Here is a 14,819-nt window from a genome sequence, read left to right as displayed (position 1 = left end):
TTTTGTTCGGTTAGTTAGTAATTATGGTTATCACTGTCAAACTTAATAACTAATTATAAGGAATATAGAAATTAAAAATCGAAAACGTTTTCGAAAACACCTAAAACGTTTTCGGAAGTTAATTTTTTATCAATGCAGTTTATTTTTAGTACTTTTATTTCATGAATGACACAAAATTAATAGATATAGCCTCAGCACTGGGAATTTCGGTTACAACGGTTTCAAAAGCGTTAAAAGGATATACAGATATTAGTAAGTCTACACGCGCCAGAGTTATTGAAATGGCGGAAATAATGAACTACATCCCCAATTCTGTTGCGGTAAATTTAAGAACCAATGAAACCAAAACCATTGGCGTTATTATTCCCGCTACGGTTCATCATTTTTTTTCGAGTGTATTAAATGGAATTCTGGATGAAGCCGAAAAAAGAGGATATCTTGTCATTATACTGCAATCAAACGAAAAATATGAACTGGAAAAAAAACAACTTGCTTTATTAATTCAGAAACGAGTCGACGGAGTTTTAATGTCGCTCTCAAACGAAACGGATGATTTTACTCATATTAATGAAGCAATTCGCAAAAATACTCCTGTGGTTCTTTTTGATAAAATTGCTAAAAGAGTTGATTGTTCCAAAGTGGTAATTAATGATGCAAAAGCGGCTTATGATGCCGTTACATACCTTATTAACAAAGGATATAAAAGAATTGCCCATTTTAGAGGTTCGTATGTTCCGCAAAACTCCATCGATCGTTTTTTAGGTTATAAAAGAGCGCTTGAAGCACACGGAATTGAGTACGATTCGAAATTGGTTTATGTTTGCGACAACAATACTGATTTTGAAGATGGTTATGAAAATGCCCAAAAAATAATGACTGAAAATCCGGATATCGATGCCATTTTTGCCATTACGGATTTGGTAGCCATAGGAATAATTAAATATTTCAATGAAGCCGGAATAAAAACGCCTGAACAAGTGGCAGTTTTCGGATTCAGTAATTGGTTTATGAGTACAGTTATTTCGCCTAAATTAACAACAATTGATCAGCCCGGATTTGAAATGGGACATCAGGCAGTTTCGCTTTTAATTGATGAAATTGTCGATATCAAAGAACATCGCCCCGTAACGCATCAAATTATCGAACTTCCTACAAGAATCATTGAAAGAGAATCTACAGTTAAATGATTTTTTAGTTTTAACTTTGTGCCAATCTTAAAAAGCATCAATGTTTCCGATTCCTGAAAATACCGATTTTTTATTGGCTGATGCCGAAAGTGAAAATTTATATATAAGTCTGATTGAGCAAATTAACAAAGACTTTAATTTGGCAAACGAAGGAATCGATTTTCCGTTAAGTATTTCTCCTGAAGAATTAAAAATTCAGCTTCATGAAAAAATCTACAGAATGATTCAGTACAAATTTGCTGAATATCTCAACCTGCTTTACATTATCGATGTATCGGAAGAAGAAATCAAAAAACTAGACGGTTCAGATTTGGTAATTCTTGCCGAACAAGTTTCTTTTTTAGTATTGAAAAGGGAATGGCAGAAAGTTTGGTTTAGGAAGCATTATTCTAAATAAGGTGCTGAGATTCTAAGTTTTCTCCCTTTCACGCTAAAATTTACAAATGTAGTTTAGTCCCTTACGGGACAAATGTTGGTGAATGTTATTAATATTCTACCAATAGATAATCTCTCCGAGATATGTTTTTTTTAGGCATTAAAAATTGAGTAAAAATTCAATGCCTTTAATTCTTAAGACTTGGGACTTTTTTACAAAATAGTTTCTCGTATTTTTAGCAGTTCCGGTAGGAACAAAATATATTGTAGGGATGGATTTTAATCCATTCTTTCGCAATAATAACCCCAATCTTGTCCTTCTTACAAATTTGTTCGAAAAAATAATCATTTCTAAACCCTACATTTTTTAAAATTGGTTGGGGGTTGTCATCTATTCTCTCAAAAGAAGATTTTATAGATTAAAACCTCTGAACCTTTGCAACTTTGAACCTCCTTAAAAATAAACCCTCACAAAAGGCATAAATCCAGATCCGTAAAGACTTCTGTTTGGATCATACAAAACATCATATCGCGCACCAATTGTAACGCTTCCGGCTCTGTAACCTGCACCCAGATATAAGGCGGTGTTCCAGTAATTATCTGAATAGGAAGGTCTGTATGGAGTCGAATTATAATCTGTATTTACACGAACCTGTTCTAATTCAGCTGATAATTGAATTTCAGGAATCGGGTTTACAAGTCCAACCACGCTTCCGCCGTAAACAAATGAGTTATAGTAGCTTTTTGATGACAAATAACCAAATTGCAACCCAACACCTACCGCTACGATTTCGTTCACATTGTAGATCGCACTTGGCATGACAGAGATATCCGTGTAACCGGAACCAATTCCTAAACCAAGTCCGCCACCAAACTGAACCTTGTCCCAAAAGTGATTACTATTGTCAATTACATAATTTTGTTGCGCAATTGCCGAACTAAAGAATAAGACTGCAAAAATCACAAAATAATTCTTGCAATCGATTGAAAGTTGAATATTATTCATAGTTGAGTCTATTTTTAACAAATTTTTACGTAAAAGTACGTAAAAAAAAGGTTTAAATAAAGTCGATTGTTGTACTTTTGCCATTCTATTTAACAAAAAGTATATTCACTAATATTATGGATAGGTTTTCATTTTTAAATGCAGCGCATACAGAATTTTTCGCACAATTATACGATCAGTATTTAGTAAATCCAGATAGCGTTGAGCCAAGCTGGAGGAGTTTTTTTCAGGGTTTCGACTTTGGACAAACCACTTATAATGACGAAAATCCTGTTCAACAGATTGTTGAATATGTGACTAGCCCCAACACAGATTACAGTCAGGTTTCAGAAAAACTGCAAAAAGAATTCAACGTTCTAAAATTAATTGATGGATACCGTACCCGCGGACATTTGTTTACAAAAACAAACCCGGTTCGTGATCGCAGAACTTCTTCTCCAACTTTAGATATTGAGAATTTCGGATTAACAACCGCTGATCTTTCTACAGTTTTTGATGCTGCTCAGACTATCGGAGTGGGACCTTCTACATTACAGGACATTATTACGCGTCTTCAATCTATTTACTGCCAACATATTGGTATTGAATATATGTACATCAGGAATCCTGGTGTTGTAAAATGGATCCAGGAAAAATTAGCTGTAAATGTTAATCAGCCTAATTTCAATTCTGAAGAAAAGAAAACTATTTTAGATAAATTAAACCAGGCAGTTTCTTTCGAGAACTTCTTGCATACTAAATATGTAGGTCAAAAAAGATTTTCATTAGAAGGTGGTGAAACTATCATTCCAGCTTTGGATGCTTTAATCGAGCAAGCTGCAGAAAAAGGTGTTGAACAATTCGTAATGGGAATGGCTCACCGTGGTCGTCTGAACGTTTTAGCAAACATCTTCGGGAAATCTACTCAGGATATTTTTGGTGAGTTTGACGGTAAAGATTACGATCAGGAATATTTTGATGGTGACGTAAAATACCACTTAGGTCTTACTGCCGATAAAAAAACAAGAACAGGAAAAAATATAAACATCAATTTAGCACCAAACCCATCTCACTTAGAAACGGTTGGAGCTGTAATTGAAGGAATCACAAGAGCAAAACAAGAGAAATATTTCCCTAATGATTTTTCAAAAGTACTACCAATTGCCGTTCACGGTGATGCTGCAATCGCAGGTCAGGGTATTTTGTATGAAATTATTCAAATGGCTCAACTTGACGGTTACAAAACCGGAGGAACAATTCATATTGTAATCAATAATCAAGTTGGTTTTACAACTAACTATTTAGATGCACGTTCGTCGACTTATTGTACAGATGTTGCTAAAGTAACACTTTCACCGGTATTACACGTAAATGCTGATGATGCTGAAGCTGTTGTACACGCAATATCTTTTGCACTGGATTACAGAATGCAATTTGGTCGTGACGTATTTATTGACTTATTAGGATATAGAAAATACGGACATAATGAAGGTGACGAACCTCGTTTTACACAACCGGTTTTATACAAAATCATCTCAAAACATAAAAATCCAAGAGATATTTATGCAGAGAAATTATTGTCAGACGGCGTAATCGATGCTTCTTACGTAAATGGTTTAGAAAAAGTATACAAATCTACAATGGAGGAGAATTTAGAAGCTTCCCGTAAAAAAGATTTGACTATTATAACTCCATTCATGAAAAACGAATGGGACGGATTTGTTCAGGTAACAGATACGCAAATGCTTGAAAATGTAGATACTTCTTATTCAAGAGAAGGTCTTACTCAAATTGCAAATGCAATTTCTAATTTACCGGAAGACAAACAATTCATCAGTAAAATTCAGAAATTAATCAACGACAGAAAAACAATGTTCTTCGATACCAATTTATTAGATTGGGGAATGGCAGAACATTTAGCTTACGGATCATTACTTCAGGAAGGTTATGATATTCGTATTTCAGGACAGGATGTTGAGCGTGGAACTTTCTCTCACCGTCATGCTGTTGTTAAAGTGGAAGATTCTGAAGAAGAAGTAATCCTTATCAATAACCTTGAAGGCAAAAAAGGAAATTTCAATATCTATAACTCATTATTATCAGAATACGGAGTTTTAGGTTTTGATTACGGATATGCTTTAGCAAGTCCAAATGCCTTAACAATTTGGGAAGCACAGTTTGGAGATTTCTCTAACGGAGCTCAAATTATGTTAGACCAATACATTTCATGTGGTGAAGACAAATGGAACAACCAAAACGGTATTGTTTTATTATTGCCTCACGGATATGAAGGTCAGGGAGCTGAACACTCTTCTGCAAGAATGGAACGTTATTTACAACTTTGCGCAAGACAAAATATGTATGTTGCAGACTGTACAACTCCAGCCAACTTCTTTCACTTGTTGAGAAGACAAATGAAAACAAAATTCCGTAAACCTCTTATTGTTTTTACACCTAAGAGTTTGTTACGTGATCCAAGATGTGTATCTACAATCGAAGATTTAGAAAAAGGAAGTTTCCAGGAAACTATCGATGACAATACAGTAGACAAAAAAGCAGTAAAAACATTAGTTTTTGTTACTGGTAAATTCTACTATGACATCGTTGCTGAAAGAGAAAACAACGGACGAAATGACGTAGCAGTTGTGCGTATTGAGCAATTGTTTCCTTTGCCGGTTGAGCAATTGAAAGCAATTATTGCACAATATCCAAATGCTGACGACTATGTTTGGGCTCAGGAAGAACCTAAAAACATGGGAGCTTACAGCTTTATGTTAATGAACTTTGATCTTGTAAAATGGAGATTAGCTTCGTTAAAAGCTTACGCTGCACCGGCATCAGGAAGTTATACAAGAGCAAAACGCCGTCATGCAGATGCGATTAGAATGGTATTCGATAAAGATTTATTCAGATAAAAAAATGTTTCAGGTTTAAAGTTTCAGGTTTTTAACAACATGAAACTTTAAACAATTACAACTTTAAACAAAAACAAAGATGATTTTAGAAATGAAAGTCCCATCACCAGGGGAATCAATAAAAGAAGTTGAAATTGCAACTTGGTTAGTAAAAGACGGAGATTATGTAGAAAAAGATCAAGCTATTGCTGAAGTAGATTCAGATAAAGCAACTCTTGAATTACCGGCTGAAATGAGCGGAATTATTACGCTTAAAGCAGAAGAAGGTGATGCAGTTGCTGTAGGAGCTGTAGTTTGTTTAATTGATACTGATGGTGTAAAACCAGCAGGTGATGCTCCGGCAGCAGAAGCTCCAAAAGCAGAAGTGAAGGCTGAAGCACCTAAAGCTGAAGTAAAAGCTGAAGCGCCAAAAGCAGCTCCAACTCAAGCTCCGGCGGCTACAAGTTACGCATCTGGAACTCCATCTCCGGCAGCAAGAAAAATATTAGACGAAAAAAATATAGCACCAGCTACTGTTTCAGGAACTGGTAAAGGCGGAAGAATCACTAAAGATGATGCTGTAAATGCAGTACCTTCTATGGGAACTCCAACTGGAGGAAACCGTGGATCTGAGCGTACAAAATTATCAATGTTACGTCGTAAAGTTGCTGAGAGATTAGTAGCAGCTAAAAACGAAACAGCAATGTTAACTACTTTCAACGAAGTTAACATGACGCCAATCAACTTGATTCGTAACGAATACAAAGATGCTTTCAAAGCAAAACATGGTGGTCTTGGTTTAGGTTACATGTCTTTCTTTACAAAAGCAGTTACAAGAGCATTAGAATTATATCCTGATGTAAACTCAATGATGGATGGTGATTACAAAATCGCTTATGATTTTGCTGATATCTCTATCGCAGTTTCAGGACCTAAAGGTTTAATGGTTCCCGTAGTTCGTAATGCTGAAAACTTAACTTTCCGTGGAGTTGAAGCTGAAATCAAAAGATTAGCTTTAAGAGCTCGTGACGGTCAAATTACTGTTGACGATATGACTGGTGGAACATTCACAATTACTAATGGTGGTGTTTTTGGAAGCATGTTGAGTACTCCAATTATCAACCCTCCACAATCAGGAATTTTAGGAATGCACAATATTATTGAGCGTCCAATTGCTGTAAACGGTAAAGTTGAAATTCACCCAATGATGTACGTAGCACTTTCTTATGACCACAGAATTATCGACGGACGTGAGTCTGTTGGTTTCTTAGTTGCTGTAAAAGAAGCTTTAGAAAATCCAGTTGAATTATTGATGAATGGCGATGCTAAACGTGCTTTAGAATTGTAATTGTAATCATTTTCGACAATAATTTAAAACCTGTTCATTCAATTGAACAGGTTTTTTTTCTTAATATTAGCTTAAATCTTCCTTAAGATGTTAATTTTTTGAATAAACGTAAATTTTACCCTTTAAAAAATATTTTATTTAGAATAAATAAGAATAGCTTGTTTGGTTAATAATCAACCATTAAATTTGCGCTATTAAAATCAATTCTAAATAAAATGAAATATAAATTTACAATTTCTTTTTTGAGCTTTTGTTTTTTTCTATTAGCTGTTACAAATATCACAGCTCAGGAAAAAGCTAGCATCAAAGGTCAAATTAGCTTAACCAACAATCAGGCTGCTGACAATGTTTCAATAGTTTTAAAAGGAACTAAAATAGGAACGAATACTGACGCTAATGGTTTTTACGAAATTAAAAATCTTAAACCAGGAAACTATATAATTAGAGTTTCTGCTGTTGGACATTCCTCAAAAGAGAAAAGTGTTACTCTTAATAATGGAGATGACATAATCGAAGACTTTACTATTAGTTCAAACTCAGAACAATTAGACGAAATTGTAGTAAATGGAGGAAATAAAAAAAATCCATTAGCACGTAAAGAGACTCAGCAAGTTTCAAGATTACCACTTAAAAATCTTGAAAACCCACAAGTTTATACTACTATTACAAGTGAACTTTTAAAAGAGCAAGTAGTTACAAATATCGATGACGCACTTAAAAATGCTCCGGGATTATCACCACTTTGGGCTTCAACAGGTCGTGGTGGAGATGGTGCTGCATATTTCTCTTTAAGAGGATTTGCTGTTCAGCCAAGTATGATTAACGGATTACCTGCTTTATCAAACGGAAGTCTTGATCCTGCTAACATTGAAAAAATTGAAGTAATTAAAGGACCATCAGGAACTTTATTTGGAAGCAGTTTAATTTCATACGGAGGTTTAATCAATTTAACAACTAAAAAACCTTACGATCATTTTGGAGGAGAAATAAATTATACTGCAGGAAGTTACGGTTTAAATCGTGTTACAGCTGATGTTAATACTCCTTTAGATGAAGAACACAAAGTAAACTTGCGTATCAATACTGCTTATCATAACGAAAACAGTTTTCAGGATGCAGGATTCAAAAAATCATTCTTTTTTGCCCCATCTTTATCTTATCAGGTTAATGACAAACTTTCGTTTTTTATTAACACGGAATTCATGAATAACAAATCAACTAATCAAACAATGTTATTCTTAGACAGAGGTGCGCCTTTAAGAGTGCATAATATTGATGAATTAGGTTATGACAATAAGCGTTCATACACAAGTAATCAACTTGCTATGGAAACTCCTTCTTATAGTTTACAAGGGCAAATGAATTACAAATTTAATGATCAATGGAGTTCTCAAACTGTTGTTTCAAGAAATTCAGCAAAATCACAAGGATATTATTCCTATTTATATGAAGGAACTCAATATTATCCTGGTATAACTGAAGGAATTGTACTTGGTCGTCAAATGAACTATCAAGATGCCACTACTTTAATTACTGATATTCAACAAAATTTTATTGGTGATTTTAAAATAGGAAACTTACGAAACAGGATTGTTGCCGGTTTAGATTATTTCAATAGAGGTTCAATTGATAATGGTACCGGATATGTAGCAAATGGCGGAATCTATATTGGAAATCTTGATCTTAAAACAGTAAACGAAAACCTATATCAAATTACTGATCCAACTAAATACATTACTAATGGAGATAGTGGTCAATTGACAAAAGCAGGCGCTGACAAACTTTTATCTTCAGCTCCTATGAACAATAACAAAACCAAACAAGAAGTAATGAGTGCTTACGTATCTGACGTAATCAACTTTACTCCTGCATTATCTGCAATGGCAAGTTTACGTGTAGATCGTTTCATGACTCAAGGTGATGTTAATACAGATACTGATGATTACAACCAAACTGCTTTTTCACCTAAATTTGGATTGGTTTATCAGCCAATTATTGACAAAGTATCTGTTTTCGCAAACTACATGGATGGTTTTGCTAACACATCACCAACCAGCGATATATTAGCAAATGGAACTTCTTTACCAAGAACATTTTCTCCTGAACATGCTAATCAGTTTGAAGTTGGAACAAAATTGAATGTTTTTAAAGACAGACTTTATGCAACTTTCAGCTATTACAACACTGAAGTTAAAGATCAGGTTTATACAGTTTACACTGCAACAACACAAACGTCTTACCAAGATGGTGGACAAAAAAATAAAGGTTTTGAAGCTGAAATCGTTGCAAACCCTATTGATGGTTTAAACATTGTTGCTGGTTATAGCTATAATGATGCGCTTTTAACTGCTGGAGATCCTGATTTTGTAGGTCACAGACCAGAAAGTGCAGGACCGCAAAACTTAGCCAATCTTTGGGCAAGCTACAGATTTCTTGACGGAGACTTAAAAGGTTTCGGTTTAGGTTTTGGAGGAAATTATGCAAGTAATAATAAAATCATGAACCGTACACTTACCGGACAATTTACAATTCCGGAGTATACAGTACTTAATTCTTCTGTATTCTACGGAACAGAAAAATTCACTTTGACACTTAAACTTGATAATATCGCAAATGTTGATACTTATGATGGTTGGTCAACTATACACCCAAAAAACATGCGAAGCTTAGCTGCAAGTTTCTCATACAAATTCTAATAAAACAAACAAAAACACCTTTTTGCTGAAACAGAAAGGTGTTTTTTAAATTCATAAAATCATGATAACAATAGCAAGTCTTATCGTTTTTTTAGCTTTTTATACTCTTTATTACACTTCAAAAAGAGCTACTTTATCTTATGATTTAGGTTTTGAAAAATGGATGAAGAGCAATCCAAAACCAACTAAATTTGTAGGCTTAGCTCTTCTGCTTCTTGCCTACTCATTGTGGCTGATTACACAATCTGTATGTTGCGGAACTTTAATGTTTTTTATTCAATTAATGACTATTGGAAGTTTAATCATCATTTTAACTCCGTTAAAAAAAATAAACCGATTCGCTATTATTGCTCTTTTTATCATTGTGGCTTTACTAGAATTTTATTTCCACTAACTTATTTCTAACCAAAATATGCCAGCAAATCCTAAATATCTAACAAAATCTCCATGGCAACGATTTGCCAAAATTACAGCTGCTATATTAGGCGGCTATTTTGTTTCTGTCACTTTTCATTTGGCTTTAGCTTCGTGGTTTAATCGTGCTAATATTTTAATGACAATGGCTTTTACCGGATTTATACTTTGGGTAGCACTAATGGTAATTGCTTTTTTAGCAAAAAGCGCATGGAAAATCTGGGGTATTTATATCCTGCTGACTTTAGTTTTTTCTCTTTTTATTTATTTGGGTCAAACCTACAATCCGATAGCAAAGTAACTTATGAATAACCGTAATTATAATATCTATTTTCATACACATACCGTTAGCGGAATTGTTATCAGTGTAGTTCTTTTTGTGATTTTTTTCGCAGGATCTTTTTCTTTCTTCAGGGATGAAATCATCAATTGGGAAAGAAATGAATCTTCTGCAATTACTAAAGAAATTCAATTAGACTATAATACAACTTTAAATAAACTTAATAAAGAATACATTTTACACGGAAGAAACATTACTATTTCTAAACCAAGTAACGAACGAAGAGTTGCCGTTTATCTTGAAGGTACCAAAGATACTTTGGCTCCGGCCAAACAAAAAGAAGGAACGTTTTTTTACCTTGACACCCAAACATTCAAAACCTACACCTATGAACAATCTTATTCGTTAGGGGAATTTTTATATCGTTTACACTTTCTGGCTCAGATTCCTTATCCGCTTGGATATTATCTTTCCGGTTTTGTCGCATTGTTTTTTCTATTTGCAATTGTGACCGGTGTTTTATTACATTGGAAAAAAATCGTTTCTAACTTTTATATTTTCCGTCCAAAAGAAAAATTAAAAACCTTGTGGACAGATGCACATACAGCTTTAGGAATGATTGGTTTACCTTTTCAATTTGTCTATGCTGTAACAGGAGCATTCTTTATGATCAAGCTTTTGATTGTTGCGCCTGCTGTAATGGCATTATACAAAGGCGATCAGGACAAATTGTACAAAGAATTAGAATACAATGATCCTGTTTATCAATTTGACAATAAAAAATTAGCAACACCTTTTAATATTGACCAGCTAGTTGCAAAAACAAAAAACAACTGGAAAGATTTTGAAATTACACGCGTTTTTATTCAAAATTATGGCGATGCCAATATGCATGTTGTCGTTGAAGGCGAAATGTTAAGTCATAAAAAATTCACAGGAGTTGGAAAAGTAATTTATCGAATCGCTGATGGAAAAGAAGTTGCAAAGAAAAATCCTGTAACACAAAACAACTATCTCGACGTTGTGAAAAACGTTTTGTATCGAATCCACTTTGGTGATTATGGCGGATATGCATTAAAGATTGTGAGTTTCGTGTTAGGAATTATCACTTGCTTTGTAATTATTTCCGGCGTGATGATCTGGTTAGTTGCCAGACAGAAAAATAATTTACCTGAAAAGAAAAGACGCTTCAACGCAGCCGTTGTTCGTATCTATTTGGCAATTTGTTTGAGTATGTATCCCATTACCGCGGTTGCATTTATTGCTGCTAAAATATTTTATCCCTTAACTCAGGATCATCTTTTCTTAGTTTATTTTGGAGGATGGCTTATCCTTACGATATTTTTTATAATTAAAAAGAATGATGCGTTCACGAATAAATTCTGTTTAATATCGGGAAGTATTTTAGGATTTCTGATTCCAATAACAAACGGAATTGTATCTGGAAATTGGTTTTGGAATTCATTCCTGCAAAATCATATTCAGGTTTTCTTTATTGATGTTTTTTGGATTGTTTTAGCATCAATCACACTTTATGTCGCTTACCACTTAAAGCCAAAAAAAGTAGTTTCTTAAAAATTGGCATAAATAATTTGTCCCCGCGAGATTTAGCGTATACTTTTGCGTTTTATTCAAAAAATGGGATTCAAACTAAAAATACGTTTTTTACATAAATGGCTCGGATTAATTTCCGGGCTTATTGTTTTTATAGTCAGCATCACCGGATGTATATTTTGTTTTCATGATGAAATAAAAGACATCACTCGTAAAGAATGGCGATTGGTTGAACCTCAAAACAAACCTTTTATCCTGCCATCTTTTTTACAGGAAAAGGTAAAAAAAATTCTGCCAACATATAAATCCAGTATGGTTGCCTATTATGGAAGAAATCGCTCTGCAATTGTTTATGTCTATTCTGATACAGAAAATAGATATCTCTACTTTAATCCATACACAGGAAAAGTTTTAAGAGTTGAAGATCCGGAATCGGACTTTTTTATGATTGTAGAATATATTCATTTGTATTTATTGCTGCCGGATTATATTGGCAAACACATTATTGGCGGCGCAACCATCATTTTCATTTTATTGTTAATTTCAGGAATCATTCAATGGTGGCCAAAGCGAAGAATTGATATTAAAAGAAGTTTCTCTGTAAAATGGTCCGCAAGATGGCGAAGAGTAAATTACGACTGGCACAATACATCCGGATTTTACATTACAATTATCGCTGTTATTATTGCCATTACAGGTTTAACTTTTACCTATGATTGGGTTGGAAATGGTATTTATAAAGGCTTTAATTTTGGTGGAGATAAAAATACCGAAATCAAAGCTCCTGTAATTGACACTACAAAATTTGATATAAATACTTCTGCAGCAATCGATCGTGCTCTGATTCAGACTATGCTGAAGAATCCAAAATCTGAAATGTTCTACGTAATGCTTCCGCAAAAAAAAGGAGATATTATTAACACGGGAGCTTATCCTCACTCGTTACGATTTGACCATCAAAGTAATTATTATTTTCATCCGTATCGTGGGGAATTAATTCAAAGCGTTCCTTATGACTCAAAAAGCTTAGGCCTGAAAGTTGTCGAAATGAATTACGGAATTCATACAGGACAAATCTTAAATCTGCCTGGGAAAATCGTCGCTTTTATTGTTAGTTTGATAGCAGCAGCTTTGCCTGTAACCGGTTTCGTAATTTGGTACGGGAGAAGAAAAAAATCCTGTAAAAAAATAAAGGCATAAAAATCTAACCGCAAAGAACACAACTTTTCATCTTATTTTATGATTGCAAATGCAAAGTTCACAAAGCCAGATCAAGATAAAGTTTTGTGAACTTTCTGTTTATAAACATTACTATTATATGTAAACTTGCAGACTCTGCGGTAAATCCGCAAAGCAGATTCACAATATTCTATGTTTCTCCACAAACACAATATGTTTATTCATAAAAAAACCGCTCATAAAAGCGGTTCTTATTATTATTTGAAATTGTATTAATTTCTATTTGCCAAAGCATTTTTCTGTAAGTTTTTAACTGAGCTGATTTTGCTGTTTTCATAAGCAACTTCGCTAAGGTTTTTTTCATTAAAGAAAACCCATTTTCCAGTTTTCAATCCGTTTGTATATTCTCCTACGGCAACTTTATTCCCGTTTTCATCGTATGATACCCAAACGCCATCTAATTTACCATCTTTAAAAAAACCTTCTTGCTGTACTTTACCATTTTCATAGTAATAAGTAGCTTTTACTTTGTTTCCAACAGCTTCTAATTCTGGTTTTACCTCTTGTGCAACTAAAATTCCAGAGAACAATATTGCAACTAAAATTACACACTTTTTCATATCTTTAGGTATTTATGTTTTCAAATCTTTACCAAATATAATTAATAGTTTACATTAAACAAACTTTTACTTAACAATTTGGTAACATTGAATAAAAACTTAACATTGGAAAATGATCTAAAACAAAAAAACCAGTGCTCAGGCACTGGTTTTACTGATATTTATTACAATATGATAATTTACTATATCGTTGTAAGTTTTATAATAATTTACTTTAATAATGTATCTAATTGCTTCTGAAGCTCTGGAGATGATGGTCGATCAGCATCTGCACTTAAAACATTTCCTTTTGGATCAACAATAATAAATCTGGGAATTCCGGTTACGCCATAACTGGTTACAAACTCAGATTCCCAATCTTTATCAGCAAATAATTGTATTCCGCCCAGACTTTTATCAGCTACAAATTTTTTCCATTTTTCGTTATCTTTCAGTTTATCAATTGAAATACTAACAAACTCAATATTTTTTCCGTGATACTTTTCTTCAATTTTTTGCAGATACGGAATCTCAGCTCTACAAGGCGCACACCAGGTTGCCCAGAGATCGATGTAAACATATTTACCTTTTAAATCAGAAAGTTTAGTTTTCCCTCCCTTATAATTAACGTAATCAAAATTGGGCGAAGGTTTTCCGTTTAGTTTATTTGCTTTTGATGCTCTGTCGTATTCCTGTGCAGCATATTGATTAAAACTTTCAAGACTGTTTTTTAATGCTGTTTTAAATTCAGGATCAAAATTACCTTTTTCAACATTTTCAATATCTGCCTTTTTCTTTGCCGCTAATAAAGTCGCAAACTCTGTCGGTTCTTTGGCGAAAGCCTCTTTTTGAAATTGCTCATCTTTTAAAGCCTGTTGTGCCATGAAATTACTTTCATCAACACCTTTACCTTTATATAAAATAGTCTCATCAAATTCCTTGGCATCCATTGTTAAGTTAATTTCTGAATCCGCCTTTAAATATAAATTAGAAGATTCTGTTCCGTCAGAAAACATATAAAATCCTTTAGGAGCTTCAAAATTAGCTGCAAAAACTTCTTTTTTATCAATTGGGATAACTTGTTTAAAATTATCCTTGCCTCTAATAACTAAAGTATCGCTATTTCTGTTAGAGATTTTAGCCGTGAATTTGATTTGATTTTTAGCTTGACCAATAACATGCAAAGCGCTAAAAATCAACAGACCAGTTATAAAAAGTTTTTTCATAATAATTATAGTTTGCTTTTAGTGATTCAAATCTAAAGAAATTACAGCGTCAAAATTTAAGAATTAACAAAATATTTCAAAT

At 33.6% G+C, this 14,819-nt stretch carries 12 protein-coding genes; 9 read left to right on the top strand and 3 right to left on the bottom strand.

From position 1 onward, the window contains the following. Positions 1 to 161: 161 nt before the first annotated feature. On the top strand, positions 162 to 1,187 hold the full coding sequence (locus ACHRVX_RS09110) for a LacI family DNA-binding transcriptional regulator (RefSeq protein WP_395331431.1): 1,026 nt from the start codon (positions 162 to 164) through the stop codon (positions 1,185 to 1,187). Positions 1,188 to 1,227: 40 nt separating this feature from the next. Beyond that, the gene (locus tag ACHRVX_RS09105; protein WP_395331429.1) at positions 1,228 to 1,584 is read left to right on the top strand and encodes a hypothetical protein; all 357 of its coding nucleotides are present in this window, start codon (positions 1,228 to 1,230) and stop codon (positions 1,582 to 1,584) included. A 432-nt stretch (positions 1,585 to 2,016) separates the two neighbouring features. On the opposite strand, the gene ACHRVX_RS09100 is transcribed toward ACHRVX_RS09105, so the two are convergent. Further along, positions 2,017 to 2,568, bottom strand: a complete 552-nt coding sequence (locus tag ACHRVX_RS09100) for a hypothetical protein (protein ID WP_395331427.1) — start codon at positions 2,566 to 2,568, stop codon at positions 2,017 to 2,019. 116 nt (positions 2,569 to 2,684) lie between these two features. On the opposite strand from ACHRVX_RS09100, the gene ACHRVX_RS09095 reads away from it, so the two are divergent. The 7 genes from ACHRVX_RS09095 (at position 2,685) to ACHRVX_RS09065 (ending at position 12,933) form a co-directional block, all read left to right on the top strand. After that, positions 2,685 to 5,462, top strand: coding sequence for a 2-oxoglutarate dehydrogenase E1 component (locus ACHRVX_RS09095; RefSeq protein ID WP_213295797.1), 2,778 nt, complete (start codon positions 2,685 to 2,687; stop codon positions 5,460 to 5,462). Positions 5,463 to 5,541: 79 nt separating this feature from the next. Beyond that, positions 5,542 to 6,789 (top strand): 2-oxoglutarate dehydrogenase complex dihydrolipoyllysine-residue succinyltransferase, encoded by a 1,248-nt coding sequence (odhB, locus tag ACHRVX_RS09090; RefSeq protein WP_395331425.1) that lies wholly within the window; start codon positions 5,542 to 5,544, stop codon positions 6,787 to 6,789. A gap of 215 nt (positions 6,790 to 7,004) precedes the next feature. Further along, positions 7,005 to 9,485, top strand: a complete 2,481-nt coding sequence (locus ACHRVX_RS09085) for a TonB-dependent siderophore receptor (protein WP_395331423.1) — start codon at positions 7,005 to 7,007, stop codon at positions 9,483 to 9,485. A gap of 61 nt (positions 9,486 to 9,546) precedes the next feature. Continuing rightward, positions 9,547 to 9,879: a hypothetical protein gene (locus ACHRVX_RS09080; RefSeq protein WP_395331421.1), complete on the top strand. Its 333-nt coding sequence runs from the start codon at positions 9,547 to 9,549 to the stop codon at positions 9,877 to 9,879. 18 nt (positions 9,880 to 9,897) lie between these two features. Beyond that, positions 9,898 to 10,200, top strand: coding sequence for a hypothetical protein (locus tag ACHRVX_RS09075; protein WP_395331419.1), 303 nt, complete (start codon positions 9,898 to 9,900; stop codon positions 10,198 to 10,200). A 3-nt stretch (positions 10,201 to 10,203) separates the two neighbouring features. Further along, a complete protein-coding gene (locus ACHRVX_RS09070) occupies positions 10,204 to 11,754 on the top strand; it encodes a PepSY-associated TM helix domain-containing protein (RefSeq protein ID WP_395331417.1) in 1,551 nt (516 codons plus the stop codon). A 63-nt stretch (positions 11,755 to 11,817) separates the two neighbouring features. Then, positions 11,818 to 12,933: a PepSY-associated TM helix domain-containing protein gene (locus ACHRVX_RS09065; protein WP_395331415.1), complete on the top strand. Its 1,116-nt coding sequence runs from the start codon at positions 11,818 to 11,820 to the stop codon at positions 12,931 to 12,933. Between the two features lie 251 nt (positions 12,934 to 13,184). Here the strand turns inward: ACHRVX_RS09065 and ACHRVX_RS09060 are convergent, their stop codons facing one another. Beyond that, entirely contained in the window at positions 13,185 to 13,532 is a 348-nt protein-coding gene (locus tag ACHRVX_RS09060; protein WP_395331413.1) for a toxin-antitoxin system YwqK family antitoxin, read from the bottom strand. 209 nt (positions 13,533 to 13,741) lie between these two features. Beyond that, complete coding sequence (locus tag ACHRVX_RS09055) at positions 13,742 to 14,737, bottom strand: TlpA family protein disulfide reductase (protein WP_395331411.1); 996 nt, start codon at positions 14,735 to 14,737, stop codon at positions 13,742 to 13,744. Positions 14,738 to 14,819 lie beyond the last annotated feature (82 nt).

The sequence above is a fragment of the Flavobacterium sp. FlaQc-47 genome, from assembly GCF_044006475.1.
In the GTDB taxonomy this organism is placed as follows: domain Bacteria; phylum Bacteroidota; class Bacteroidia; order Flavobacteriales; family Flavobacteriaceae; genus Flavobacterium.
Note: the sequence above shows the minus strand (reverse complement) of the source record. Positions and strands in the feature narration are given on the sequence as shown.

Coding starts and splice junctions, on each gene's coding strand:
- ACHRVX_RS09110 (WP_395331431.1), top strand. CDS start 162: ATGAATGACACAAAATTAATAGATATAGCCTCAGCACTGGGAATTTCG.
- ACHRVX_RS09105 (WP_395331429.1), top strand. CDS start 1,228: ATGTTTCCGATTCCTGAAAATACCGATTTTTTATTGGCTGATGCCGAA.
- ACHRVX_RS09100 (WP_395331427.1), bottom strand. CDS start 2,568: ATGAATAATATTCAACTTTCAATCGATTGCAAGAATTATTTTGTGATT.
- ACHRVX_RS09095 (WP_213295797.1), top strand. CDS start 2,685: ATGGATAGGTTTTCATTTTTAAATGCAGCGCATACAGAATTTTTCGCA.
- odhB (WP_395331425.1), top strand. CDS start 5,542: ATGATTTTAGAAATGAAAGTCCCATCACCAGGGGAATCAATAAAAGAA.
- ACHRVX_RS09085 (WP_395331423.1), top strand. CDS start 7,005: ATGAAATATAAATTTACAATTTCTTTTTTGAGCTTTTGTTTTTTTCTA.
- ACHRVX_RS09080 (WP_395331421.1), top strand. CDS start 9,547: ATGATAACAATAGCAAGTCTTATCGTTTTTTTAGCTTTTTATACTCTT.
- ACHRVX_RS09075 (WP_395331419.1), top strand. CDS start 9,898: ATGCCAGCAAATCCTAAATATCTAACAAAATCTCCATGGCAACGATTT.
- ACHRVX_RS09070 (WP_395331417.1), top strand. CDS start 10,204: ATGAATAACCGTAATTATAATATCTATTTTCATACACATACCGTTAGC.
- ACHRVX_RS09065 (WP_395331415.1), top strand. CDS start 11,818: ATGGGATTCAAACTAAAAATACGTTTTTTACATAAATGGCTCGGATTA.
- ACHRVX_RS09060 (WP_395331413.1), bottom strand. CDS start 13,532: ATGAAAAAGTGTGTAATTTTAGTTGCAATATTGTTCTCTGGAATTTTA.
- ACHRVX_RS09055 (WP_395331411.1), bottom strand. CDS start 14,737: ATGAAAAAACTTTTTATAACTGGTCTGTTGATTTTTAGCGCTTTGCAT.